This window comes from Candidatus Ponderosibacter sp. Uisw_141_02 (assembly GCF_048087665.1).
In the GTDB taxonomy this organism is placed as follows: domain Bacteria; phylum Pseudomonadota; class Alphaproteobacteria; order Puniceispirillales; family Puniceispirillaceae; genus UBA3439.
On the sequence record NZ_CP159807.1, the window covers coordinates 1113286 to 1139432 of the forward strand.

At 48.8% G+C, this 26147-nt stretch carries 27 protein-coding genes, 2 tRNA genes and 1 pseudogene; 5 read left to right on the forward strand and 25 right to left on the reverse strand.

Annotation, left to right across the window (positions count from 1 at the left end):
• Window positions 1-103: 103 nt before the first annotated feature.
• Complete coding sequence (locus ABXT40_RS05665) at window positions 104-607, reverse strand: SixA phosphatase family protein (protein ID WP_443646853.1); 504 nt, start codon at window positions 605-607, stop codon at window positions 104-106.
• A 265-nt stretch (window positions 608-872) separates the two neighbouring features.
• Here ABXT40_RS05665 and ABXT40_RS05670 point away from each other — a divergent pair, with 265 nt between their 5' ends.
• Both ABXT40_RS05670 and ABXT40_RS05675 read left to right on the forward strand, forming a co-directional pair.
• Window positions 873-1877, forward strand: coding sequence for a cysteine synthase A (locus ABXT40_RS05670; protein ID WP_443646854.1), 1005 nt, complete (start codon window positions 873-875; stop codon window positions 1875-1877).
• 45 nt (window positions 1878-1922) lie between these two features.
• A complete protein-coding gene (locus ABXT40_RS05675) occupies window positions 1923-2801 on the forward strand; it encodes a sulfurtransferase (RefSeq protein WP_443646855.1) in 879 nt (292 codons plus the stop codon).
• Between the two features lie 56 nt (window positions 2802-2857).
• Here the strand turns inward: ABXT40_RS05675 and ltnD are convergent, their stop codons facing one another.
• From ltnD to ABXT40_RS05715, 8 genes and pseudogenes are all read right to left on the reverse strand, one after another.
• Window positions 2858-3757, reverse strand: coding sequence for an L-threonate dehydrogenase (gene ltnD / locus ABXT40_RS05680; protein WP_443646856.1), 900 nt, complete (start codon window positions 3755-3757; stop codon window positions 2858-2860).
• A gap of 319 nt (window positions 3758-4076) precedes the next feature.
• Window positions 4077-4331 carry a hypothetical protein gene (locus ABXT40_RS05685; RefSeq protein WP_443646857.1) on the reverse strand — a complete coding sequence of 85 codons (255 nt, stop codon included), beginning with the start codon at window positions 4329-4331 and terminating at the stop codon, window positions 4077-4079.
• Window positions 4303-5217 carry a heme-dependent oxidative N-demethylase family protein gene (locus ABXT40_RS05690; protein WP_443646858.1) on the reverse strand — a complete coding sequence of 305 codons (915 nt, stop codon included), beginning with the start codon at window positions 5215-5217 and terminating at the stop codon, window positions 4303-4305. The genes ABXT40_RS05685 and ABXT40_RS05690 overlap by 29 nt, the downstream gene beginning before the upstream one ends.
• Before the next feature lie 450 nt (window positions 5218-5667).
• A complete protein-coding gene (locus ABXT40_RS05695) occupies window positions 5668-7251 on the reverse strand; it encodes a cation:proton antiporter domain-containing protein (RefSeq protein WP_443646859.1) in 1584 nt (527 codons plus the stop codon).
• A gap of 252 nt (window positions 7252-7503) precedes the next feature.
• On the reverse strand, window positions 7504-8889 hold the full coding sequence (locus ABXT40_RS05700; protein ID WP_443646860.1) for an aldehyde dehydrogenase family protein: 1386 nt from the start codon (window positions 8887-8889) through the stop codon (window positions 7504-7506).
• Between the two features lie 11 nt (window positions 8890-8900).
• Window positions 8901-10546 (reverse strand): annotated as a pseudogene (locus ABXT40_RS05705) (acetolactate synthase large subunit).
• Between the two features lie 743 nt (window positions 10547-11289).
• A tRNA-Arg gene (locus ABXT40_RS05710) sits at window positions 11290-11366 on the reverse strand.
• 174 nt (window positions 11367-11540) lie between these two features.
• Window positions 11541-11858: an ETC complex I subunit gene (locus ABXT40_RS05715; protein ID WP_443646861.1), complete on the reverse strand. Its 318-nt coding sequence runs from the start codon at window positions 11856-11858 to the stop codon at window positions 11541-11543.
• A 327-nt stretch (window positions 11859-12185) separates the two neighbouring features.
• Between ABXT40_RS05715 and ABXT40_RS05720 the strand changes: the two genes are divergently transcribed.
• The gene (locus tag ABXT40_RS05720) at window positions 12186-12815 is read left to right on the forward strand and encodes an FkbM family methyltransferase (protein WP_443646862.1); all 630 of its coding nucleotides are present in this window, start codon (window positions 12186-12188) and stop codon (window positions 12813-12815) included.
• Between the two features lie 41 nt (window positions 12816-12856).
• Here the strand turns inward: ABXT40_RS05720 and ABXT40_RS05725 are convergent, their stop codons facing one another.
• From ABXT40_RS05725 to ABXT40_RS05800, 16 genes are all read right to left on the reverse strand, one after another.
• Entirely contained in the window at window positions 12857-13699 is an 843-nt protein-coding gene (locus ABXT40_RS05725; protein ID WP_443646863.1) for an ABC transporter permease subunit, read from the reverse strand.
• A gap of 4 nt (window positions 13700-13703) precedes the next feature.
• Window positions 13704-14591 carry an ABC transporter permease gene (locus tag ABXT40_RS05730; protein ID WP_443646864.1) on the reverse strand — a complete coding sequence of 296 codons (888 nt, stop codon included), beginning with the start codon at window positions 14589-14591 and terminating at the stop codon, window positions 13704-13706.
• Window positions 14592-14716: 125 nt separating this feature from the next.
• Window positions 14717-15439, reverse strand: a complete 723-nt coding sequence (locus ABXT40_RS05735) for a transporter substrate-binding domain-containing protein (RefSeq protein ID WP_443646865.1) — start codon at window positions 15437-15439, stop codon at window positions 14717-14719.
• Between the two features lie 131 nt (window positions 15440-15570).
• Window positions 15571-16401 (reverse strand): ATP-binding cassette domain-containing protein, encoded by an 831-nt coding sequence (locus ABXT40_RS05740; protein WP_443646866.1) that lies wholly within the window; start codon window positions 16399-16401, stop codon window positions 15571-15573.
• A 202-nt stretch (window positions 16402-16603) separates the two neighbouring features.
• Window positions 16604-16680 (reverse strand) — tRNA-Pro (locus tag ABXT40_RS05745).
• 67 nt (window positions 16681-16747) lie between these two features.
• Window positions 16748-17245, reverse strand: a complete 498-nt coding sequence (locus ABXT40_RS05750) for a DUF192 domain-containing protein (protein ID WP_443646867.1) — start codon at window positions 17243-17245, stop codon at window positions 16748-16750.
• A gap of 19 nt (window positions 17246-17264) precedes the next feature.
• Window positions 17265-18956: a Na(+)/H(+) antiporter subunit D gene (locus tag ABXT40_RS05755; protein WP_443646868.1), complete on the reverse strand. Its 1692-nt coding sequence runs from the start codon at window positions 18954-18956 to the stop codon at window positions 17265-17267.
• Entirely contained in the window at window positions 18949-19197 is a 249-nt protein-coding gene (locus ABXT40_RS05760; protein WP_443646869.1) for a hypothetical protein, read from the reverse strand. Before ABXT40_RS05760 ends, ABXT40_RS05755 begins: the two co-directional genes overlap by 8 nt.
• The gene (locus ABXT40_RS05765) at window positions 19194-20648 is read right to left on the reverse strand and encodes a proton-conducting transporter transmembrane domain-containing protein (RefSeq protein WP_443646870.1); all 1455 of its coding nucleotides are present in this window, start codon (window positions 20646-20648) and stop codon (window positions 19194-19196) included. Before ABXT40_RS05765 ends, ABXT40_RS05760 begins: the two co-directional genes overlap by 4 nt.
• Window positions 20645-22144, reverse strand: coding sequence for a monovalent cation/H+ antiporter subunit D family protein (locus tag ABXT40_RS05770; protein ID WP_443646871.1), 1500 nt, complete (start codon window positions 22142-22144; stop codon window positions 20645-20647). Before ABXT40_RS05770 ends, ABXT40_RS05765 begins: the two co-directional genes overlap by 4 nt.
• Window positions 22141-22545 (reverse strand): cation:proton antiporter subunit C, encoded by a 405-nt coding sequence (locus tag ABXT40_RS05775; protein ID WP_443646872.1) that lies wholly within the window; start codon window positions 22543-22545, stop codon window positions 22141-22143. The genes ABXT40_RS05770 and ABXT40_RS05775 overlap by 4 nt, the downstream gene beginning before the upstream one ends.
• Window positions 22542-22970 carry a Na(+)/H(+) antiporter subunit B gene (locus ABXT40_RS05780; RefSeq protein WP_443646873.1) on the reverse strand — a complete coding sequence of 143 codons (429 nt, stop codon included), beginning with the start codon at window positions 22968-22970 and terminating at the stop codon, window positions 22542-22544. Before ABXT40_RS05780 ends, ABXT40_RS05775 begins: the two co-directional genes overlap by 4 nt.
• Window positions 22967-23611 (reverse strand): DUF4040 domain-containing protein, encoded by a 645-nt coding sequence (locus ABXT40_RS05785; protein WP_443646874.1) that lies wholly within the window; start codon window positions 23609-23611, stop codon window positions 22967-22969. The genes ABXT40_RS05780 and ABXT40_RS05785 overlap by 4 nt, the downstream gene beginning before the upstream one ends.
• Window positions 23611-23991 carry a monovalent cation/H(+) antiporter subunit G gene (gene mnhG / locus ABXT40_RS05790; RefSeq protein WP_443646875.1) on the reverse strand — a complete coding sequence of 127 codons (381 nt, stop codon included), beginning with the start codon at window positions 23989-23991 and terminating at the stop codon, window positions 23611-23613. The genes ABXT40_RS05785 and mnhG overlap by 1 nt, the downstream gene beginning before the upstream one ends.
• Window positions 23988-24266 carry a monovalent cation/H+ antiporter complex subunit F gene (locus ABXT40_RS05795; RefSeq protein ID WP_443646876.1) on the reverse strand — a complete coding sequence of 93 codons (279 nt, stop codon included), beginning with the start codon at window positions 24264-24266 and terminating at the stop codon, window positions 23988-23990. Before ABXT40_RS05795 ends, mnhG begins: the two co-directional genes overlap by 4 nt.
• Window positions 24263-24724: a Na+/H+ antiporter subunit E gene (locus tag ABXT40_RS05800; protein WP_443646877.1), complete on the reverse strand. Its 462-nt coding sequence runs from the start codon at window positions 24722-24724 to the stop codon at window positions 24263-24265. Before ABXT40_RS05800 ends, ABXT40_RS05795 begins: the two co-directional genes overlap by 4 nt.
• A 228-nt stretch (window positions 24725-24952) precedes the next feature.
• Here ABXT40_RS05800 and ABXT40_RS05805 point away from each other — a divergent pair, with 228 nt between their 5' ends.
• Both ABXT40_RS05805 and ABXT40_RS05810 read left to right on the forward strand, forming a co-directional pair.
• A complete protein-coding gene (locus ABXT40_RS05805) occupies window positions 24953-25141 on the forward strand; it encodes a hypothetical protein (protein ID WP_443646878.1) in 189 nt (62 codons plus the stop codon).
• 28 nt (window positions 25142-25169) lie between these two features.
• Complete coding sequence (locus ABXT40_RS05810; protein WP_443646879.1) at window positions 25170-25580, forward strand: iron-sulfur cluster assembly scaffold protein; 411 nt, start codon at window positions 25170-25172, stop codon at window positions 25578-25580.
• The last annotated feature ends 567 nt before the right edge of the window (window positions 25581-26147 follow it).

Below are 26147 nucleotides of genomic sequence, written 5' to 3' on the forward strand. Positions count from 1 at the left end.
TAATACGCTAAAACATTGCTGTCAAGCGTCAAAGATAAATGATTTGCCGGAAAATCAGTTTTTTACAGATAAAATTGGATCATAAAATGCCGGGCTAAATTGCCTAGAGATCACGGGCGCGTTTGATCGACAGCAATCTTCCCCCATCCGAGATCAAATCGCGGATTTTTGGCGCAACAAACCCAATATCGGCCATGCAGCATGTCGGGAAATAGCCAAGATTCTGTTCAGCATGACCATCACCAACCATATGATTCAATAACACAACAAGGCTGGGATTATGGCCGATAACGGCAATATCCGAGAAATCACCACCATAATCAATGATTGCCTGTAAAAGAGTGCTTGCCGAGGCCTCATAAAGTTGATCAACAAATTGAACCGCAATTTCGTCAGGCCAGTGAGGTTTGATAAATTCATAGGTTTCGCGGGTTCGTGCCGAAGGCGACACCAGAACAAGCTGGGGCAGCATGCGGTGCGTGGCCAAAAATGCGCCAACCGCCGACGCGTTGATCTGTCCTCTTGAAATCAGGGGACGGTCAAAATCCTGCACCCCAAGCTTGGATGTTTCAGCCTTGCCGTGCCGAATGAGAGTCACGCGCGCCATTATCACCTTTATGCCGGTTAAACCGGATATCCCAAATCATTGTATTTGCTTTATGCTGCCCAAAAACCCTGCCATGAACAACGCCCCTTGCCAAGAATGGAATTTATGTTGCACCCCCCGTCTTTGTTAAAAGCTAGCCAATGAAATTTTCGATTTACAAATTATACGAGGGTTTTACATTGGGTTTGCACCGCCTCTCTTTGACAAACATAATTTGATGTTGCCAAACTCGCCGGTTTTACTTTCAAATTCACAGGGTGAATTCATGTCGCAAAACAATGTTCCCGGATTTGTCGCTGCCATTGGCAACACGCCGCTAATTCGCCTCAAAACCGTTTCCGAACTGACCGGATGTGATATTTACGGCAAGGCAGAATTCATGAACCCTGGTGGATCGGTCAAAGATCGTGCAGCCAAGGCAATTATCGAAGATGCCGAAGCGCGTGGTTTGATCGGCCCCGGTGGCATCATTGTTGAGGGCACTGCTGGTAATACCGGTATTGGCTTGACGATGGTTGGTAATGCCAAAGGCTATAAATCGGTCATTGTAATGCCTGAAACGCAAAGCGAAGAGAAAAAAGATGTTTTGCGGGTTTGTGGTGCTGATTTACGCCTTGTGCCTGCTGCCCCCTACAAAAACCCAAATAATTATGTTCGCTATTCCGAAGCTTTGGCAAAAGAATTGGCGTCAACACATAATGGCGGTGTGATCTGGGCAAACCAATTTGACAATACGGCCAATATGAAAGGCCATTACCAGACCACTGGCCCTGAAATCTGGAATCAGACAAATGGACAAATTGATGGGTTTATTTGCGCTGTCGGATCGGGGGGAACGCTTGCCGGTGTCGGTCAATTTCTGAAAGAACAAAATAAAGATGTTAAAATCGGCCTTGCTGATCCCGAAGGGTCGGCACTTTTCAATTATTACCGCCATGGCGAATTGAAATCGGACGGCAATTCGATTTCCGAAGGCATCGGCCAAGGCCGCATTACCGCCAATCTAGCCGAAGCGCCGGTTGACATGGCGTTCTGCCTTGCCGACAGTGATGCGTTACCATTGATTTATGACCTTATGCAGAATGAAGGGCTTTATCTTGGCGGATCGACCGCCATCAATGTGGCAGGCGCGGTCGCAATGGCGCGTGAAATGGGGCCGGGACATAGCATTGTGACGATTTTATGTGATTCGGGCCAGCGCTATCAATCCAAGGTTTGGAACCCAGAATTTCTACGCTCAAAAAACCTGCCAGTTCCAAGCTGGCTCTAGGCTATTTCCCTTTTGTCAAAACATGACCAAAGATCTGAGGTTTCAATGTCATCCACCGCATCATCAACGCCGCTTATTGTTAACGCCGAATGGCTTGCCAGCAATTTAGGCAATCTGCGGCTTAAAGTTTTTGATGCAACATCGCATTTGCCAACATTGGGGCGCGATGCCAATGCCGAACATTTGGCCTGCCGCATCGCCGGATCATTGCGGTTTGATATTGATAAGATTGCCGATAAATCATCACCCTTGCCCCATACCCTGCCTGCGGCTGATCAATTTCAATCACAAATGCAAGATCTTGGTCTTGAGAATGATGATCATGTGATTGTCTATTGTGATTCAGTATTTTTGAGTTCAGCCCGCGCATGGTGGATGCTTCGTTTATTCGGTCATGAAAAAGTCAGCGTTCTTGATGGTGGGTTGAAATCATGGCTTGCACGGTCAGGCGCGACTGAAAACGGCCCCACGATTGATGCGCCCAAAGGCGGCTTTACCGTTCGAGCCCCGATTGGCGCGCAAATGATTCCGGTGGACAGCCTTCGCCAGCTTGTCGAGCTTGGCGTTGCCGGACAGATTGCCGATGCGCGGTCGGCTGGCCGGTTTGCCGGTGTCGACCCCGAACCAAGAGCAGGATTGCGCCGCGGGCATATGCCTGGCGCGTCAAATGTGCCAATTGCCAGCCTTATCAATCAAGATGGCCGGCTGCGCTCCCTTGACGAAATTGCGGCGGCCTTTGCCGCTGGCGGTATCCAGACTGACCGTCCCGTGATCACTACCTGCGGTTCGGGCGTTACGGCATGCGGCCTTGCGCTTGGACTGGCGCTTCTTGGCAATGAGAATGTGTTTGTCTATGACGGATCATGGAGCGAATGGGGTGCCTCGGACGCGCCAATCGAGACCAGCACGCCCTCACCTGCCTAATTAGGTTAGCGAAACACCGATCTATCTGGCCCTAGCTATTTTGCCGATGGCCCTACCTATTTTGCCTTCGGCAGGGCCAGACCTGCATTTTTTGCATAAACCTTGGCAACAGCCGCATCATCTTCGCCGCCAAGCCCCTGGCCTGCGGCCGCAACAAATTGCTGTAGGGCAGCGGTGGCAAGCGGCGCTGAAAAATGCGATCCCTTGGCCACATCAAGAACAATACCAAGATCTTTTAGCCAGATATTGATTGCCGAATGTGGCGTGTAATCACCATCAACAACATGCGGCGCCCGATTTTCGAACATCCAGCTTGTGCCGGCACATTTGGAAATCACCTCGACAATGCGTGCCGCATCGACGCCCTGACTGATGCCGAAAGTCAACGCCTCACCCATCGCGGCGATATGCACTCCCGCCAATAGCTGATTGACCGCTTTCATCGCCGAACCTGGGCCAGCCGCGTCACCAAGCTGGTAAACCGTCTGAGTGATAGCATCAAGCGCTGGTTTGGCTGCGGCAAAGGCGTCTGCGCTTCCCGATGCCATCATTGTTAGCGCGCCTTCGGCCGCCTTGACCGACCCGCCCGAAATGGGGGCATCAAGATACAGCACCTGAAACACATCGCATTTCGCCGCTAATTCGCGCGCCAGATCAGGCGCAACCGTGGCGCAGGAAATAACCACACTTCCCGGGCGCATATGCGGCACAATGCCCGCCTCGCCAAACAGAATATCAGTCGTTTGCGCGCCATTTAGCACCACCGAAATTACCACATCCGACACGGCGCCAGCCTCAGCAATCTCCGCCCGATCGCCACCTTTGTCCAGAAACCGGTCTTGGCTGGCGATATTCACATCAAAACCAAAGACATGATGGCCTGCGGCAAGCGCTGAACAAGCCACGCCAAACCCCATTGAGCCTAGCCCAAATACCGAGATGGTTTGTTTTGACATGATATTTTTCCTTGTGAGGCAAGACGTTGCGACCAGTTAATGGCAGTTTGAAACAACAATAGCACAGACATAATGCTGTGCTATTGAAATCATTTTTAACGCCACCTGCCAACATTACCGCGTTTGGTAACAGCGGTCTCATGTTGGCACAAATTGGGGTTAACGCGTTACTCGGCGCCGACCTGTGCCCAGTCTGGAACCCAAGTTGGATAGCTAGAACATGCGCCAAAGGCGAGACAGCTTGCCAAAAGAACAATCGTCACTGCTTTTTTCTTCATAATTAACCCCTAATAAAGATAAAATATAGATAGCAATAAGGTCACAAATAGGGGGGTAAAGTCAAGGCTTGAACAGTAAAGATACCGCGATTTTTTGGGTTGGTCGTGTTTATGGTTTGGCCTTGGTCGCTTTTAATCTTGGAGCGCCTGAACAATTGCAAAGCATTATGATTGTTTGGATTTTTAATCAGAATGTTTTGTTCAATGCCGCCATCACGGCCCTTCACCCTGCACACCGCGCAAGCCGCGCCGATACCAACATTGCTGTTAAGTTGGTTTTGCCAGCGCGCCAGCATAAAGCGATGCGCCTTTATAGGATTGGGACTCGACCGACATGTCGTTGAGCATCTTCGCCAAATCATCAATCGCATTGGGGGTATGTTTCCAGCGTGAAACCGGTTCGATATGCGTTCGGATTGTAAACAGTACAAAACCGGTTTGTGGCAATTTGCGCAAGGTCTGGTTTTCAAGACGCAAACATAGCTGGTGATTATCAAGGTCACCTTCTGCGGCCTGTCTTTGCGCGCGATGCGGGGTGAATAAATCGCTACCAACCTGCAAAGACCAGTTCATGCGGGCACTGATCGGGCCAATTGTCATTTTATTGAAAAATCGGTCAACCGGACCGGCCAGCCTTTCATCATAATGCGGAACTGGTTCATGAATCGCGGCCAAGGGCTTGCCGATCTTTTCGGCCAAAACCCAATGTGCCGGAAAACAAAGCGACGCCGCCACAAGATGCCATTTTACCGCTGTCGCATCATCCGCCGTAGATTCGGGAAAAGGTGCAAGCAACAATAAATCTTCGGGAACCAGCCGCGCCGCCCTATCCAACGGATGAAGGCCAGCATCTGCCGATGCCATGCGATCATCATGCCTATAATTATCATGCGGGTGTTCATTATGAGCGTGATGATCATGATATGTTATTAAATGCTGCCGAACCATTGCCAGAACTTCATCGCCAGCCACATTGGTATTTGGCATTGCGGAAAACACATCTTGGTGATGTTTGGCCAGTAATTGTGTCTTTAGAGCGATCTGTTCAGCACGGGCAGCCTGATTACCAAATAAATCATTTGACGGCAGCCATTCCGCCTCAGATCGCGCCCGCAAGCCGAGTTTAAGCTTGAAACCAAGCCTCTGCCATGGTGCGCGCTCATCGATCATCATGAACCCCATCTAGCGAGATCATTCGCATAATCATATGGCAAGGCAATGAAATGGCAAGGCCTGCCTATCGCAGGATAATCCACTGAAAAGATAATCCGATGAAAAGACATTCAGATAAAAAGGCTGGAAACTATCTATATTCCTGGGATCAGCGGAACGCCGCTGCAGGCAGTAACCCCTGACACGAACGCAATCAGCAAAATGGCCCGAACGGATTTATTCAGCATTTGATTTTGATTTGAATGATTTGGTAACACTTCTCTATCCAGCAATTTCCATTTGAGCATTCCAAGACTTACCTCTTCTACGCACACAATCCATGGATTTGACCTTTTACTGGGTCAAATCTGAAGTTCTCAGAGAACAGATTGATACCCTAAACTGGTGCCTATCTGAATATATTAGTAGAAAGGGGAGCTGCTACCACAAGCCTGCTTTTGAATTGAGCAAAGGCGCAGCTCAAGGTTTTTGCGCCAAAGTACCCAATGCCTCTCGACCAAAGCTTTCGCCTGCCTCAGAATACAAGTTGAATGACGGTACTCCCATTTTGCTTAACTCTTTCACCTCGGTCTCATGTTTAGCAACCGCAAAAACCTTGCAATCAAGGCCACTTGCATTGATACGCTCAGCAGCGAAGATATTACTCATGTGATTTGGCATTGCTAACAAGATCATTTCCTCAACAGGCTTCGATAAATGGACTTGATTCCAAAAATCGGTGTCTGTTGCATCCGCTACCTCAACAAACAAACCCTCTGACCTTAATTGTTCAGCTCGGTCTTCATTTAACTCAATGCCCAAAACCTCCCCGGGCCTCTCATCTGCCAACACCTTATAAGCGCCGGCTCCAACACGCCCCATCCCAATAATTAAGATTTTTGCCTGACCAGTATCTAGGATTTTATCTTTAGGGTGTAATGTGCTTTTTTGGAATCTGTGAAGGCGGTTTTTATACCTTTGGTAAGTCTGCTCTGAATATTTGCTGAACGGTGCTGCTGCGGCGAAGCTTAAGCTCACCGCAATTGCAAAAATTAGCAACCAGTCCACGTCTAAAAACCCCTGTGAGACTCCAAGGGCCGCAACGATAAGGCCAAACTCTGAATAGTTGCCAAGTGCTATCGCATTAAATAAGCTGGTCCTTGCCCTGAGGCCAAACCAAGTGGCTATGTAAAAGTATAAAAGGGTCTTGATTGGCAACAAAGCAACCAATGCCATTGCAGTGGCGAAAATGGTCCAATTTGGCAGCCCTTGCATGCCAACAGACAAAAAGAAACCAACTAGCATTAACTCTTTGAAGCTGAATAATGATTTGGCCAACGACTTCGATTTTGGGTGATTAGAGATTAATACGCCTAAAATTAAAGCGCCAAGGTCTCCTTTTAAATCAACCGAATAGAAGAATTCGTAACCTGCACCTAACGCAAAAAACAATCCACTCACAACCAGAAGTTCACCGTGGCCTGCATAATCAATTAGTTTGAACATCAATTTTCGAACTGGCGGTAAGAATAAAAGGAAAACCGCTAGCGCCCACAAACTTGGGTATTTTCCTTCACCGACTGCGAGGAATAAAACTGCAAAGATGTCTTGCATGACCAAGATGCCAATTGCGATTTTTCCATATAGGGCGCCCATATCGCCTTTGTCTTCAAGCACCTTAACGGCGTATACTGTGCTTGAGAATGATAAACCAAATGCAATAACTATTGCTGCAAATGGCGTGAGGTTTAGTACGCTTAAATCAAAAAGTAATTGACCCGCGAGAATGGTGAACGTGAAGAAAGCTGTTGAGCAAATGAGGTGGATCACAGAGGTACCCCAAACCTCTGCCGTTGCTAAGTCTTTAATTTTTAACTTTAGGCCAATAGTGAAAAGTAAAAGTGTCACACCAAGGTCAGCAACGGCTTGCAAACTATCCGGCGCTTCGAAACCCATAAAATTATAAGCGAAGCCTGCTAACAAGAACCCTACCATGGGAGGTAGGCCCACACGGCTAAGAGCGATACCAAAAAAGAACGCAAAGCTGATCAGTGTTATTGCCATTGTTAAGCTATTCCGATTTAAAAGGTGTTTAAAAAAGGTTCTAATGGTTGAGTTTGTGTCTAAACTTCATAAAACACAAGATCGACCGCTTGCAAATGTCACAAAAACCTCAGACAGACGGCGTTTAAACAGAGTTAATCACGTGGGTCTGGTGCTTTGGGTGAAGGTACCCTCGGTTGCGAGAGGCAAATGCTCACTTTGTTGATAGGATATTGATTAAATTTAGTGTTTTTATTGCGCCGCCGGATTGCGCTACTGAGACGAAAAGACGGCCATCTTTGATTGCGACATTTCCTCAAGCGTATGGGAAATCCCACCAACGCCAAGACCAGACCGCTTCCTACCAGCAAACGGCATCCAATCAACCCTGAATGCCGAATGTTCATTCACCATTATGGCTGATCCGTCGATCCTGTTCACAGCGTCCATAATCTCAGTGTAATCATTTGAGAACACCGATGCTTGGAACGCGAAGGGGAGGCTGTTTGCCTGCTCTATTGCATCATTGAGGCTATTTTTGTCATATACGGAAATCACAGGCCCAAAAATCTCTTGGCTTGACACCCGACAGGTCTCCGGCGGGTTTAGCAGCACTGTGGGAGCGTAGCAGGAAGCAGAAAGCCTCTTACCACCGCAGATAACCTCGGCACCCGCATCAACAGCTTCTTTAACCCATTCCTCTACCCTGTCGACTTCTCTGTTCCTAATCAGCGGCCCACATTGCGTTTCGGCATCAATGGCGTTGCCAACAATCAATTTTGAGGCATGATCCGCGATATTTTCAGCAAGTCCCCGTGCTGAAGAGCCAAAGGAAAACACACGTTGAACAGATACACAGACCTGCCCTGAGTGATAGAAGCCTCCCTTCACAAGGCTTGGAATGAAAAGTTCTTTTTTGGCAGACGGACAGACAATGACTGGCGCAACGCCACCATGCTCTAGCGCAACCCTTGTTCCAGGCGCTACCAACGAGCGCAGTTTCCACCCAACAGCTGCCGAGCCGATAAAGCTGAAAAATGCAACCCTTTCATCAGTAACGAGTTTTTGTGCCACTTCCACGTCGCAGCAGATTAATTGTGCCCATTCTGGCGCTAGCCCTGCCTGATGCAGTATGTCTATAAAAATTTTACAGCTGAGGGGAGTGTCATCAGCGGGCTTGACAATGACAGGATTTCCTGCAGCAACAGCTGGCGCAACCTGATGGACAATCAGATTTAACGGATGATTGAAGGCCGAAATGGCAACCACAGGACCAATCGGTTCCTTGATGGTAAAAGCCATTTTTCCATCACCGGCTGGCGTCAGATCCATCGGTATTTCATAGCCGGCATTGTTCGCAATATCTGCAGCACAGGTTTCAACGCCATCAATTGCCCGTTCCACCTCAACTCTTGCATCAATAAGTGGCTTTCCCCCTTCTGATGCAATAAGTAAAGCAAGTTCATCAGTTCTGCCTTTCATGATCACAGCTGCTCTTTTCAGAATGGTGGCTCTTTCATGTCTTGGAAGCCCCTTTCTGTTGGCCCTGTGTGTCTTGTCGGCAATGGTTAATGCCAGATCTACGTCGCTCACGGAGGAAAGTTGCACCTCACCCACATGAGAGCCGTCAAAAGGATTGGTTACATTTAATTGGCCCATAGCGCGAAACCTCACACGACTGATTGGTGATCTTTGAGATCAGTAATCAATTCTTTAACATTTTGTGAATAATCGACTGGCAAATCTATAAGATGGACACCACCTTGTCTGTAAGCTCTGTCGACCGTCTCAATAAACCCGGTTACGCTGGTAATGCGGTGTCCATGCGCGCCATAGGACTCCGCATATTTGACGAAATCTGGATTGTTATACTCCAAACCCCAATCCTCGAATCCTGAGCCAGCCTGTTTCCAGCGAATCATTCCATAGGAGTTGTCGTTGAGTATCAGAACGACCAGATCCAAATTCAACCTGACAGCTGTTTCAATCTCCTGACTATTCATCATGAAGCCACCGTCGCCACAAATTGACATAACTTTGCGGTTTGGGTGAATCAGGGCGGCTAGCATTGCAGATGGCAGCCCGCCCCCATCGTGGCTAGGGCATTGTCGAGAAGAATTGTATTCGGCTGGAATGCTAAATAATTTCTTGCAAACCAAATTTTGTAAACACCATTATCAAGCGCAATAATATCGTGATACCCCATCAGGTTCCTAATTTCTGATACAATCTCTTGTGGCCGCATCGGGAAAGTTGGCTCTTCGACAAGTTGGAAGATCTTCCCTTTCACATTGTCCCTAACTTTCTCAAAATCACTCAGGTTTATGTCAAGTTTTGATCCAAGGGCCGAGGCCAATGCGTCAACAGACATGGCAATGTCACCGACTACCTCTATTTGTGGAAAATAAACCTGATCCACCTGAGCCGATTTGTAATTGATATGGATTACCTTTGTGCCGCCATGCTCCATAAAAAATGGCGGCTTTTCGACAACATCATGACCAATGTTCACGATCAAGTCAGATATCTTGATATAGTCATGTAGGTAATCTTTATCTGAAAGAGCAGCGGTCCCGAGGAAATAGCTGGAGCTCTCATCAACGACGCCCTTTCCCATCTGCGTGTTGCAGAATGGCACCCCAATCATAACAATAAATTCAGATATCGCGCGGCGGGCTTCCTTGCGATTTGCTCCAGCACCGATCAAAAGCAGTGGGCGTTTTGCATTTTTGATTGCTTCAGCGGCAGTGCGGATAATGTTTGCGCCTGCGATTGCATAATGCCGTTCTCCTGGTGGGATCAAATCCACCATATCCGCCGGCTCCTCTGCGATGTCCTCGGGCAACTCAAGTAATACGGGACCGGGCTTTTCCTCTTCTGCAACACGAAAGGCTTCTCTGACAAGCGACGGGATCGTGTTTGCGTTGACAATTTGTTTGGTCATTTTGCAAATCGGCGCAAACAACTGAACAACGTCGATTATCTGAAATTGGCCCTGCTTGGACTTCTTGATGGGCTTTTGCCCCGTGATCATGACAAGTGGAAAGCCCCCGAGAAAACCATAGGCTGCAGGAGTTGTAAAATTTGTTGCACCGGGCCCAAGCGTCGCGAGGCATACGCCGGCCTTACCGGTAAGCCTACCATAGGTTGCCGCCATGAAAGCTGCTCCCTGTTCATGCCTCGTCAGGACAAGTTTGATTTGTTTTGATTTTCTAAGGGACTCCAGAAGGTCCAGGTTTTCTTCTCCGGGAATTCCAAAAATATACTCTACCCCTTCATTCTCCAGAGCTTGGATAAATAAATCTGACGCTTTCATGATAACCCCCATAACACCGCTCAAGTAGAGAACTCTAAAACAAACGCCAAGCATTTCATATCCAAAAGTCAACCTTGTCTGGGGTCAATAGGTCTTTCGATGCTCAAATGGCTGAGTAATTATCCCAAGCCCCGCATCCTGCTTGCATTGTGGACCAGGCACTTTCTTGATGCCCTAAGACAAAACCAAATTCTTGCTAAACGACTAGATGTCACAGTGCCTCCAGATGGCTAACTGTCGTGAGGTTGGCAAGTTTATCTCAGATTCCCAGCGTAATCAGGCTAGGGTTATTAAGGAGGCTGAGAAAACCTTTCAAGGATACAATGCGCATGAGCGTGATTGCTTCTGACAATTAAGATTGCGCATGATGCGCATGAGTTTTCTTAGGAGTCTTGAGAGGTATAGTTAAGTATATGTAATATATAGATTGTTTAGTATGAATTGCAGAGTGTTTGTACTCATGCGCAATATTGCATATCACAGGAACTTCCATAGAAACTCATGCGCAACGTGCGCACATGCGCAAATAGTCTTGATCGCTTAAGACCCAATCTTTGCTTAAAAGAAACCATGGTCAACACAGACAAAAATCAGATCAACCTTCGAGTACAGGAAACACTTTCGGTCACTCTTTGGTCACTTTTAGGGTGACAAAAGGCCCATTTTGTCCTCGTTGTCGTCATATACGGCAACAACAGACACAGGCTGTAATCAATGGTATACATAGACAAATACAGACAAAATGGCGATTCCGGGAGGACTCGAACCCCCAACCTGCTGATTAGAAGTCAGCTGCTCTATCCAGTTGAGCTACGGAACCATTTTGGTGATGCGACAGGTTGTGCCGGTTTTTACCCGATTTGTCCAGATGCCTTTTGCCCGTGACGCAAGGCTAACCCAGTCAAAGCGCCAATCTAAAGCCACCAATCAAAATCACGTCAAAGATGCGAATTTGCATAATGGTCACGAAAACGGCTGCAGGCTTTGCCTGCGATCAATGAGTCCAGGCACCATTGCGGGTAAAGGCAAAATTATCAGCATAGGCGCGCGGCTTGACGCGCCGTGATTTCGGCTGTTGAACAACATAATCAATGTCATTGGCCTCGGCATAAGCAACAGCCGACTCCAGATCAGGAAAATACATCTTTACTTGACGCGCCGTATCTGACGAAGACTGCCACCCCATCAATTGATCAGGCTTGGCAGCGCTTTTGCGCATATAGGCCAAAACCCATTCACATCCACGGCTGATTTTGGTTTTACGCCCCGACTGCATCGCCGTTTTGCTGGGTTTATAGATTTTTGCGGTCATTACAGCCTCAATGTAAAAAAATACTGCCGATGCGGCTCTCTGCCACTAGTTATAGGTAGAAAAAGCCGTCCCGAAAAGCCTAATTTTCACAATTAGCGGCTGGCCTTGCATGGTTGAAAAAAATCATAATTGCCTTTCGACTTTGGGCAATCTGTATTATAGCTATCGCTAATTATTTATTTTGAATTATTTTAGGTTTTTGTGTTCGTGATTTCCGGTTCAGTTCTTTTCAATAAATCCTATTCGTTTGGCCAAAAAATCAGATGGCTTGGTTTGCTTGCCAAAACCAGACGAAACCACCGCATGATGCGGCTAGCGGCTGCCATCATGGCAAAAAGCAACGCGGCCCAACCTGTCATCATTGATATCGGCGCAAATGTCGGGCTGTTCACCACGGCGTTCATGGCGGCGGCAAGGCCACCAAAACTCGTTCTGGCAATCGAACCATCAAATTACGTCTTTGCCATACTAAAAATCGTTACTGCAAAACTCGACAGGGTTCGTTGCCGCAAACTGGCGCTTAGCCATGAAAGCGGCGAGGTTCAATTAAAAACGCCAATTAAAAAATCAGGGGCATTGCGCGTTGGGCTGTCACATATTGGTGATGGTGATAAAATGACAGCCTTTGTAGAGACTGTTCAAACTAAACGTCTTGACGATCTTTTGACCGCCGAATCGATACCCCAAGTTGATATTGTCAAAATTGATGTTGAAGGCGCCGAGCAGCATGTGATTAATGGCGCGCAAAATTTAATCAACAAAACAAAGCCAATCTGGTTTATCGAGCTTGTGCAAGGCCGCGCCGATAATTTCAATGGATCGGCAAGTGACATTTTTCAGCAATTTATCGATGCTGGCTATCAGGCCTTTATTTTGAATGATGATTATGGCTGGGATCAGGTAACATCCATTAGCGATGCCACCGATTATCTTTTTGTTCCGGTCGCTACCGCTTAAAAGTTTTTGACCGTCAGAACCTCTGCCTTGCGGCGCATCATCTATCGCCACAACAATAGCCGAAAACGCGGCCTGACACGCCGTTCTTTTGGGAGCGAGCGATTCAAATGGCCGCCGGTAATGGTGAACACACTGATAATAACCAGCGTCAGCAAAATGAAATAGCCCGCAACAATCGGATAAGGCACAAAGGGGTTAAAGGTCTTTTCCGCAAAATATGACGCGTAATAAAGCGCGTCACCTTCCTGACGCCATGCCGGAAAGCCGGAAAAAAACACCAATGTTGTCGAATGAAACAGGAAAATGGCTTCATTCATATAAGCCGGCCAAGCAAGACGAAGCATATTCGGAAACATGACACGGCGGAATATTTGGAAGCGGGTCATGCCGCTTGCACGGGCGGCTTCGATTTGTCCATTTGGTACCGATTGCAAAGCTCCTGAAAAGATCTCGCTTGAATAGGCAGCAGTATTGCAAAACAGCACAAAAAGCGCTCCTGCCCATGCTTTTGTAAACCAGCCTGTGCTGGCGTCAATAACAACCAAACCAAGATCGATTGTTATTCCTATTTTTGGCAATAGAACAAAGGCTTCATAGGCAAAGAAAAACTGGATAAACAAAGGTGAGCCGCGAAAAAGGAAAACAAATCCGGATGCAGCCAAGCGCAAAGCCGCAAACCGGCTTTGCCGACCAAGCGACAAACAGACAGCAAACCAAAAGCCGAAACCTATGGCCAGAACGCCAAAATAGACATTCCATATCAGCCCCGAACCGATTAGCACCATTTGTTCACATAAAGTGATATCAGTCTTTGGCAATAGCCGCTCACCGATGCCAATTGCACGAAGCCCATAGGCCTGCATGGTGTCAAAACATGCGTTCATCCCGTTAAACACCACCCCGCAGCCCCGTCTTGCCCGAACCGGCAAGTGTGGCCTGTCCTCGGCTTAGACGTGCCATGATCCGCTTATAGGCGACCTCGCTGATGGCGGTGAGCCCAAGATAGAAAATCAACAGAAACCCAAAATAATATAACCGCCAATCCGGATGCGGATAGGCATAAATACCAGTCTTGGAGCTGCCAAGTTCGCGCGCCCAATAGACAATATCCTGCAAGCCCAATAAAAACAAAAGTGGCGTTGCCTTGATCAGGATCTGCCAAAGATTAGACAGACCCGGCAAAGCAAAAACCCACATTTGCGGCACGAGAATTCGGCGGAAAATCTGGGATTTAGTCATGCCGAAACTGGCACCAGTTTGAATTTGGGCAATCGGCACGGCCCTGAAAGACCCAGCCAGAACATTGCCAGCAAATGCCCCAAAAACAAGACCAAAGGAAATAACAGCAAGCCCGAACCCATAGATGCTATGCCATATTGGTGCCGCGGTTGAAAGCGGCAGTTTGGCGGCGCTACAGACCAAAAAATTATTGCCCTGCCAGACACCATCCGGCTGATCCGGACAGATCATGAGGTAACGCAGATATTCAAACCCCTGATCTAGTGCAATGGGAACGAAAAGAAAAAACACAATATCGGGAACACCTCTGGCAAGCGCGATATAGCCGCGCCCGGGAAGTGATAATAAAGGCGATGCTGACCGGCTGGCCACCGCACCGGCAAACCCAACTGCAAGCGCAACCGGCGCAACAACCGCAATCAACAGCATCACCAAACCAAAAGATCCGAAAAAGGCAAGATGCTTTGGCGTGGTCAGATAACAGCTAAACCAGTCTAAACCGGAAAGAAGCGATGGATCAGCGCAGACAGGAAACATAGCCGCGCATTACCAGATCAGTGTTGTGGCGATGAATGGCCGTTGCCAGCCAAAAATATGCCCAACTGAAAAAACGGCCGACAAAATTTTGCCGGCCGGTTTCATGATGATGGATAGAGCGGCCATTAATAGGTCTTGACGTCAGCACCGAACCATTTGACCAGCAATTTGTTCAACGAGCCGTCTTGTTTCATTGATGTGATGGCCTTGTTCATTTTTTCTTTTAGCGCATTGTCGGTTTCACGAACGCCCAACCCAATCCCGTCGCCAAGGTAAACCTCGCCAACCTGAACCAGCTTGCCACCAGACTCCTTGATGATTGGCGCAAGATAATCGCTGTCGGCAAGAACCGCATCAGCCTCACCATTGCGAACGGCGGCGATGGTTTCATCGGGCGTTGCAAACTCAACAAGCGTTGCCCCAGTCGCGGCGATATGGCCGGCCTGAATGGTGCCAGTTTGCGCAGCAATCACGCCGCTTTTCAAATTGGCATTCGCACCATCCAGCGCAACATAAAAAGACGGGGCTGGTGGATAATAGGCTTGGGTAAAATCAATAACCTTGTCGCGTTCTTCGGTAATCGACATGCCAGCAATGATGGTGTCATAATTGCCTGCCAACAGGTTTGGAATGATTGAGTCCCACTCATTTACCACCCAAACACAGGTTAGATTTGCCCGCTTGCAAAGTTCGTCACCAAGATGACGTTCAAATCCATCAACCTCTTTTTTATCATTGATAAAATTATAAGGAGGGTAAGCGCCTTCGGTACCCATACGAACCGTATCGGCAGTTGCAATATTAATGCTGAGGGCGGTCAGCAATCCGGCGATTAAAAGTGATTTCATTTTTATACTCCTGAATAGGTTTTTTATTCCGTAAAAGTCCCAAACGAATCAATTGCTTTACAACAATGATTAAATTTCCTGATAGCCTAACTGATAACCACATTAAGCAATACGTGACCATCACTAATAATCTATCTAGCAGATTTATTGGCAATTGTAATAGATGAACGTAAAAACTGCTTTAATCTTGACGATTTCGGCGCATCAAATAATTGTGCGCTCTCGCCCTGTTCTTCAATTTGTCCGTCATGCAGAAAAATCACTTGATCCGAAATATCACGAACAAGCTGCATATCATGCGTCACCATAATCATCGTACGGCCATCCCGCGCCAGCTGCAAAATCACCTCAACAACTTCGGCCTCAAGTTCTGGATCGAGCGCTGATGTTGGTTCGTCCAACAAGATCACATCGGGTTCCATGGCTAATGCCCGCGCAATGGCGGCGCGCTGCTGCTGCCCACCTGACAACATTGCCGGCCACGCATCTGCTTTATCTTCAATCCCAACCTTGGCCAGCAATGCGCGTCCGATCTCACGCATCTGGTTACGGTTTTTGCCAAGAACGGTCACTGGTGCTTCGATGACATTATCGAGGATCGTCATATGTGTCCAAAGGTTAAATTGCTGAAACACCATTGCGATACGTTGGCGAAGCGCCCTTACCTGCGCATTGTCTGCGGGGCGTCTTTCTTCGGCTTCGCCATGCCAGCGTAATGACTCACCACCAAAAACAATGTCACCAGCTTGAAAGGTTTCAAGAAGATTGGCACAACGAAGCCACGTCGATTTACCAGAACCCGATGATCCGATAATCGAGGTTACCGTCCCGGGCTTTGCCGACAGGCTGACGCCGCGCAAAACGGCCAGCCCATCATAACTTTTGTGAATATTTCGAAGCTCAAGAATATCATTATTTCGGTTTGGGCTGCTCACAAACACCTCTTTATTTTGAGACGACAAATGCTGGTCTTAACAATGCTGCCTTTCTCAAAAGCCATATTCACCCGCATTTGGCAAGGCTGATTCTTGCGATATTGGGTTTTGATGCAGCGACTTGCCAATCAATTGCAGGCGCAGGGGGAGCGCCATAGCGACAATAAGACAAGCCGAACCAACCGTGAAAACACAGTGGTTACGTCCAGAACGATCGTTTATGGGGAAATGGTCGGAGTGGAGAGATTCGAACTCCCGGCCCTCTGGTCCCAAACCAGATGCGCTACCAGGCTGCGCTACACTCCGACGATGATGTCATATCCCCCCTGTTACGGAATTTCAAGCATTCATCTTGTGCAAAATACGATTTATTTTACTTTTCTTGCGAACCGGCCGAATTTACCGCCGCTCCAACTGGTAGATGTAGCCGCGTCTGCGGCCCAAGCCCAAGTCGCGCTGCTTCGCCGCCGCCAATTTCCAGAACATATTGCGCCGCTTTCTGCGATTTGCGGGCTGTCAGACTAAAAGGTTCAGTATTGGCAATTATGCTTACAAGCCTGCCATCACTGGCAAAAAACAGCATATCAAGGCTGATGGGAGTGTTTTTCATCCAGAATGAACGCGGCCCGTCCTTGGCAAATATGAATAGCATTCCGGTTCTTGCCGCCAAGGGCGGGCTGAACATCAACCCATAGGCTTGCTCGGCCGGCGTTTTGGCAAGCCGAACGTCAAAATTGATTGGCTGGCGGTCGGGTGCTGGCAAAAGCTTAATTTTGGTTGCCGCATAATCTGGCGACCGGATAGCTTTTTCGGCGGCAACCGGCAATGATGCTAACATCACCACCACCACCGCCGCCAGCAGCCGCCACATATGATTTAACCGCCGTTGGTTAGCCTGCTGCGGCATAAGCAATCAAAAGCAGCAATGTCAGTAATCCGGCCTGAACAAGAACCGCACGACCACTAACGGTAGGGCCAGCAAGCGGGCTATGCATGATCCGGTCAAGCCTATCCCAGATCGCGTTAACCAAGCCGCGTGTTTGGTGCAAGAGGCCTGACCAGACAAGCATAATCATACGCAGCAAGGGTAAGCCGACCATCGGTGCCAAACGCCTATAGAACCAATCGGAATTCAGCACAACTGATGGGATTTCTGGTGGATATAGCTTTAACCGCACCAGCACAACGAATGCTAGCATTGCAAAGATCAGCAATTGCATCTGGCTTGTCACATGACCCGCATCATAGGGGTGGTAATCAACCGCATAGGGCAAAATGCTGTAAAGCAGTGACGGAAACACACCAATGCCAATACATAAGAAGGCAGCAATGCCCATAGCCACGCGCATACCAATTGGTGCTTCGCCAGATTCAATTTTGTTGTCATGCGCAAAAAAGGCAAAATAAGGAATCTTGATGCCTGAATGTTCAAGCACGCCAGCAGAGGCAAATAGCAGGACAAAATAAGCCCAAATAATGCCTGCATCGCCAAGCGCTGACATGGTCAGTGATTTGGCGACAAAGCCGCTGAATAACGGAAAGGCCGAAATCGACATGGCTCCGATGATACAACAAACCATGGTAAAGGGCATTTTCTTGTAAAGCCCACCAAGTTCGGATGCTTTTATCGTGCCTACCTGATGCAATACCGCGCCCATGCTCATAAACAGCAAGGCTTTATAGATGATGTGAACAAAGGCATGGGCGACCGCACCATTCAGTGCCAATTCGGTGCCAATACCAACGGCAACAACCATGAAGCCAAGCTGGTTATTCAAACTAAAGGCCAGAACCCGCCGCAAATCATTTTCGATAACGGCAAAGAACACTGGCAAGGCCGTCATTGCCGCGCCAATCCAGATCAGGATATCGGTTCCCGGAAAGCCGCGCGCAAGTGCATAGATTGCAAGCTTGGTGGTAAAGGCAGACAAAGCCACTGTTCCAGTTGGTGTGGCTTCGGGATAGGCATCCTGCAACCAGCCATTCAAGAACGGGAATGCCGCCTTAATGCCAAAAGCAATAAATATTAGCCATGTTGCCGCATCGCCAAGATCCATCTTGGTAAAGCGGATATCGCCGCTAGTAGAGGCCAAAATCGCCGCACCAGCTAAAAGCAGCACACCGCTTGTCACTTGGAACAGTAAATAACGCATTGCCGCCTGGCGCGCACGTTCAGTGCCGCTGGCAAGGATAAGGAAAACCGACGTTACCGCAGTGGCTTCCCACCATACGAACAAACTGACCAAATCGCCAGCATGAAGCGCCGCAATCGCAGCACCAGCATAAGATAAGGACGCACAATGCTGTTGCCAGTCGCGGTCATGCCAGCTGTAAATCACATTCAGCGCCGCAGCTAAATGAAAGATAATCGCAAAGGGAAGGCTTAACGTATCAGCTTGATATAGAATCAGGTCAAGCCCCAACACCGTCCAAACAAGATGCGTTCCTGCACCAAGGAATAGGCCATAAGCCGACAGCGCAATCGCGCCAAGCATATAGATTTGACGCCAAACATGCGGGATGACGGGCAGTAGAAACGCTGCCAGAATCATGATCAGGCCCGGAGGCATATGACTAATCATAATAATCCTCCTTCCGCATGATCATAAGCCGCAACCATTTGCCGACCTGAACAATGAACAGAAATGCCAAAAACCCGTACAGAGCCGGAAACATAAAGCTTTCCTCGGCAGATACCACGCCATGCCGGTGAATGAAAAATTCTAATCCGAACAGAACAATGGCAATGCCAAGCAGGGCCTTGGTGAAGCTTCCACCAAGGCGCTGTAAATCTGACGGCGATTTTGAAGATGGCGTACTCATGAAATCACCATTAATTTGGCCAAAGCGGCGAAGAAATCGACATAGAAGAACAAAAGAAGTGACAAAATGGCAGTTAAAACCGGCGGAATCACAACCAGCGGATGCGATGTCACCTCAACCGTTTTCACCTTGGGTCGGAAAAATCCGCGCGAAACCGGCTCTAACAGATAATAAATATTCAACAAGGATGACAATCCAAGCACGCCAAGAATGACCAGATAGCCCGAGTCAACCGCGCCAACCATCAGCATGAATTTCGACCAGCTGCCCCCCAAAGGCGGAATGCCTATGATCGACAAGGCACCAATGAAAAATGCAACAAAGACCCATGGCATTTCCCGCCCCTGCCCGTCAAGTTCGGAAATTTTGGTCAGATGCGCCTGCACATAGATCGCACCAGCACAGAAAAACAACGTGATTTTGCCCGCCGCATGCATGACAATATGCAAAGTTGCGCCCTGAACGGCAATTGATGACGCAATCGCCGCCCCCAAAACAATATAGGATAGCTGGCTGATCGTTGAATAGGCTAGACGAGCCTTGATATCATCTTTGGTGATGGCAACCATGCTTGACGCCAGAATGGTAAAGGCCGACAGCCAGACAAGCCAATCCGCCGCCCCAGTTTCAGCCAGAAAATCAATGCCAAACACATAAACAACAACGGTCAAGATCGTAAAGACCCCCGCCTTGACAACCGCAACCGCGTGAAGCAAGGCCGAAACCGGTGTTGGTGCCACCATCGCCGCAGGTAGCCAGCGATGGATCGGCATCAATGCCGCCTTGCCAACGCCAAAGGCGAATAGCGCAAGCAGGATTGGTGCCATTGCCGGATCAATCTGCCCAGCAAGATAACCACCCGGCCGGAAATCCAGCGTTCCGGTGCTAAGCCAAACCCACACAACAGCGGGTAACAACAATACAACTGACGTTCCAACAAGGATGCTCATATAAAGCCGTCCTGCGTTGCGTGCAAGGGCGCTTTCTTTATGTGTTACAAGTGGATAGGTGGAAAAGGTCAGAATTTCGTAGAACACAAAAAGAACCAGTAGATTGCCCGACCATGCAACCGCCATTGCCGCATGAACCGCGACCGCATAAAAGGCGGCAAAGCGCGTTTGATGCTTTTCATGGTTACCGCGCATATAGCCAACCGAGTAAAGCGCTGCCAAAATCCAAAGACCCGACGCAACCAAACCGAAAATGGCACCAAGCGGTGTGACAGCGAATTCAAGCGCCAGTCCTTCGGCAATCTGCGCCACAAACAGCCGTGGCGTTTCACCATCCAGAACCGCTAGCGCAACATGAACTGCGGCAATAAAGGTGATGACCCCACCAATTGGCCCTGCAGCATCACGCCAAACATGCCTAACCGCCAGAACCGGCGTTAAAATCGCGACAAAAAGCGGCGCTAATAGCCCGACAAGCATTGCGGTATGAAGTGACATCATGCCCCGCCTCCCAACAATGCTGTGGCGGCAAGGCGCGCCGCGCCAACAATCCAGCCAGCGTCAATGCCAAACCAGATATTGCCAAGAGCAACCATCCACAGCGGCAAATAGATCGCAGGGTTTTCAACCAGTTTTGGTGATCGTGCCGGTGCAGGTTGCATCCACATGACTTCCATCACTTTCCAAAGGTAAACAACCGACAAGGCGCTGCTGATCAGAACAAGCGCCAGAATGACATATGAATTGGTCTCAAGAATGGCACGCACCAAATACAACTTTGAAATAAAACCAGCGGTCAGCGGCAAACCAGCAAGGCTAAGGCCGCAAATCAAAAAGGCCGTTGCCGTTATTGGCATCCGCCGCCCGATACCGGTGATGGTTTCAAGGCTGGCACGCGTGCCAAGAGCAGCGACAAAACCGCCAATCGCCATAAATATGCCGCCTTTGATTAGCGCATGATTGCCGATATGGATAAATCCGGCGCTGATTCCTGCTGGTGTCGCCAGAGCAAGCCCAAGCGCGATATAGCCAATTTGCGCCACCGAAGAATGGGCAAACATCTTTTTGATATCGGCTTCGTAAATAGCCATGATCGTGCCAACGAAAATGCCGCCAACCGCCAAAGGCACGATGATATTCGACAAGGCAATATCAACAATTTCGGGCGTTCCGGCAAAAATGGTGAAAAAGATCCGCGCCAAAACATAAAGCGCCGCTTTGGTCGCAATCGCCGCCAGCAGGGTTGACACCGCCGATGGCGCATAGCCATAGGCCGCAGGCAACCATATATGGACGGGGAAAATAGCTGCCTTGACCAGCATACCTGCAACCATAAAGCCAAAACCGACATAAAGCGCGGCCCCGCCAGCGGCATCAGGCAGGCGGCTTGCCATATCGCCCATATTCAATGTGCCAGTGATGGCATAAATAAACCCGACGCCAATCACATAAAAGGTCGCGCCAACCGCGCCAATGACAAGATAGTGATAGCCCGCAACAAGCGCCCGCCGGTCAGTACCCGCCCCCATGCCAATCAGAATGACCGAAGCCAAGGCCGAAATTTCAAGGAAAACAAACAAATTGAAAGCATCAGCTGTCATCACAAGGCCAAAAAGCCCACCAACGACAAGAAGCCATGCCGCATAGAATTTACCGCTGTCCTTATCGGCAATTTCAATGGCAACAAGACGCCGTGCGGCAAGCGTTGCCAGAAACCCAAGGCCTGACATCACCACCAATGTAAGGCTGGATGCCGAATCAACGACAAATTCAATGCCCCAAGGCGGCTCCCAATTGCCAAGATGATAGCTAATGCGAACGCCATTTTCGGTCACGGATTGAAGCATCAACGCGGCAAGAAATGAGATGCCAGTTCCAACAAGCGCCAAAACCCATGCCAAACCGGCAATCGGCAAAACCGCACTAAATGGTGCCAAAAGCAACGGAACCACGACAAGCAATGCTGGTAAATTAGTCAAAATAGCGGTGCCCATCATTCTGCTGCCTCACTTGTCGGACGTTGCGGACGAGCCAGTGATTGGCTAGCTTTGGCGGCAATGATTTCATCTTCTTCGACACTGCCAAAGGCTTCGTTAATCCGCAGGATCAAGGCCAAGCCAAGCGCCGTTGTCGCCACCCCAACAACAATCGCTGTCAAAATCAAAACATGCGGCAAGGGGTTTGAATAAAGCGTGTCGGGGTTACCATCAAGAATCGGCGCGGTACCGTTTGCCATCTTGCCAAGCGAAATGTAAAAGATAAAAACCGAGGTCTGGAAAATTGACAGCCCGATCATTTTTTTCACCAGATTCGCACGGGCAATCACTATGAAAAGCCCTGTCATCATCAAAATGACAACAATGATATAGTTCCAGCTGCCTGCGAGTTGCTCAATCATTTGTCGCGATCCTCAACAAAACCGGCAAAGGCATGAAACAATGCCAGCATGACACTTGTTACTGTCAGGCCAACGCCAAATTCGACAACTAAAATGCCAATATGCTGCCCCGAACCAACCGATCCGGTTAGCGCGGTATAATCCAAAAACAGGCCACCCTTGGCCATCGAGACAATGCCAACAGCGCCATAGATTGCGACACCAAGCACCATCATCCAAAGATTAACCCGCGCCGAAATGATTTGACGCCCAGCTTGCAAGCCAAAGACAAGCGCATGCAAAATAAAGGCAGCGGCGATGATCACGCCCGCCTGAAACCCGCCACCAGGACCAAAATCGCCATGGAATTGGACGTAAAGGCCAAACATGATGATTGGGGCAAACAGGATTTTGGCCACAACACGAAAGACAGGATTTTGGTTCATGCCTTTGTCCTCGCTATCTTGGTTGCCGACTTTGGCTCGGCTGTTTTGGGCTTGTTTGCTTTGGGCCTGGCTGTTTTTGCCGCCATCGTGCGGTTATCCGCTTTGACACGCTTTGTTCGGGTGGCACCCGCAAGCAACATCAAAACCCCAAGACCGGCGGTAAAGACAACAATCGTCTCGCCAAGCGTGTCAAAGCCGCGATAGCTTGCCAAAACCGTTGTCACAACATTCGGAATGTGAAGCGCACTGCCACTTTCGGCAAGATAGCGCGGGGCAACATGCTGATGTACCGGTGCCATAGCATCACCAAGCGATGGCAAATCCATAACGGCAAGAAGCAATAACGCCCCTGCGCCAAAACAAATAACCCCTGCCAGAAAATTACGATTCTGGCTTGGTTTTTCGTCGGCCGGAATATAGGCCATTGCGGCAAGAAACAGCACTGTTGAAATGCCAGCGCCAACCGCCGCCTCGGTAAAAGCAACATCAACCGCATCCAGATTGACGAAAATTGCCGCTGAGGTCAGTGAATAGGCACCTGACATGACGATCACGGCATAAAGGCGTCCAGTGCGAACCACCATCACCGCGATCAGCACCAGCAAAGCTAGCAGAAAAACATCAATGACTAGACTAACCATCACGATTTTCCCTTAACGGTTTTGGCATTCGATTTCTGGGGTTTTGCTGTCTTCGTGGGCGTAGCGTTAACCAAATTCCGCCCGACCGGCTTTACGCCCATTTTATGCGCCACCTGCGCCACCGCATGGGTTGCAATCGGGCTGGTAAAAAACAAAAACACGCCAATTAAAGCTAGTTTAAAGCTGACAAGGCTAAACCCTTGATGAATGATCATGCCAAGGATGATGAAGCTGGCACCAGCCGTATCAATCATGCCAACCGCATGAATCCGGCAATAGACGTCAGGCAATTTGATTAGGCCAAGGCTGCCGATCAAAAGCGCAATCACGCCAATCGCAATTGACAGTCCAGATAGAATAAGCACAAGCATATCCATCATTTTGCCCCCGTTGAATGATCGCCAAGCGAACCGGTGCTGAAAATTTTCAGGACAGCAAAAGTGCCAATAAAGTTCAAAATGGCATAAAGCAGCGCGATATCGACAAATTCAGGGCGCTCCATAATAAAGCCATGAAGTGCAATCCCCAAAATGACCAAAGTACCAATTGCATTGACCGCCAGAACACGGTCAAACGCGGTTGGGCCAAGTGCGGTACGGACAAGCCCCATTACAAGGCAAACCGCACAGGCGGTGATTGCAACAATCATCATCATTTGCCAGATTTCTCCAAATGTCCTGATATGACCCCTTCAAGGGCGCAATTACGTCCATCCATTTCGCCGCTTCGCACATCATCGCCGAATTGCGGGTGAAGTGCGTGAACCAAAAATCGGCTTGAGCCTGTTTTGGCTTCATCAATATCAACGGTGACGGTTCCCGGGGTCAAGGTGATCGAATTGGCATAATTGGCAAGGCCAGCCGCGGTTGATTGATTGGCAGGAACTTCAAAGATTTCAGGATCAGATGTTCCACGAAGAATGATTTTGGCTGTTGCGATATTGGATGAGATGATCTCGCCAATCAGCCAAACCAAATAGGCTGGCAACCGCGCAAAAAGATGCGTTGGCAGGCCTTCGCGATCAGTCGCGCCAATGCGAAGACTAAGCCAGGTGCAAAGCAAACAACTGGCAATACCAAAACCAATCAGCAGACCATTATAAATGCCTGACATCAGCAACCAGCCAGCCATCAAGGTCGTAAATAAAATCAGGAAATGCATTTGGATTCGAAAAACTCTGTATTGTGTATACCAGTGACAAATATTAGATGGCTTTTTCCTTGGCTTCAATGCCATTTCGGTAAAAATATTCTTTGAGTCACATAATTTTTTGGTTTTCAGCCGTGAGTGTTTTTCCAAAAATTGCCAGCAAATGGCTTGTTTTTGACAAGGCCTCAGGCTATGAGTTCATCAGTTACATTTTGCTTTGAAACGAATTTGGGGGATAAACCAATGGCTTCAACAACAAACAAACAACGTCCAGCCCATGTTCCAGAAGAAAATGTCTATGCATCACTTCACTGGTTAATAGTCGCTGCCTATGCTGCTTCAGCCGTGGGTTTGTTTCTGCTGATCAAAAGCGCCGGATAATTTAGTCACTCAGGCGGGAACCATATTCTTGGATGCGCTCTATCAGAAACAGATCCTCGAGTTGGCCAAACAATCCCGCACGCATGAACTGGACATAAACGCCCCGCTTCAAGCGAGCTGTGATAACCCGACCTGCGGTGATCGGGTGGATATATCCTTTGCGCTGAAAGACGACGCCATCAATAATATTGGGATCAAGGTTCGCGGCTGCGCATTATGCGAGGCCGGTGCGGGTCTGGTTGTGGCGCAATTTGAGGGTGTGAAACAAGACACAGCCCGCCAAATGACAGCGCAATTCGCCACATGGATCGCCAAAGAAAAAGACCAAGCCCCAAATGAGGAAATGGCAAAATTTATGCCGGTGCGTGATATCCGCAACCGGCACAAATGCGTTCTTCTGGCATTTCATGCAGCCATGCAGGCGCTCGATCAATCATGATGACGCGCCTTTGCCCGAAATCACAGGCGAAATAAGGGCTTATTCAGGCCGCACTGAAACTTTGCCAAACACCCAAAGGCAGGCAAGAAGCGCAAGTGGAAAGCCGATGACGAGTAAAACACCAATATTCGCATTCATGGTTATGATCTCCCAATCAAAATAATGGTCGTTGTTTAGGCGGTTCTGCCAATGATGGCAAGGGTCAATTCGTCCCTAAGCAAGTTTGTCGCGGATGGGTTTGGCTGAACCCGCCTGTGTAGCGAAATGCGCCTATGACGCCTCGCAGGTTTCGCCGTCACAACATGGCATTACATTCATGCGGCAATGCGCACATTGCCCATGACCATGAACCCACACAATATTTTCAGGCCGCCCACAAGATGGACATTGCGGCTGCAAGATTGGCTTTGGCTTGGCGTCAGCGGAGTCTGGCGATTGCTGTTTTATCTGGGGCTGGTTTATCTGGGACAAATCGGTCATCCGGCTCTTGGTTGGAGTGGCAATGTTAAGTCAAATGATTCCGCAAAATGCCAATCGATGCAAGACCAAACCCAGCCAAATAGCACC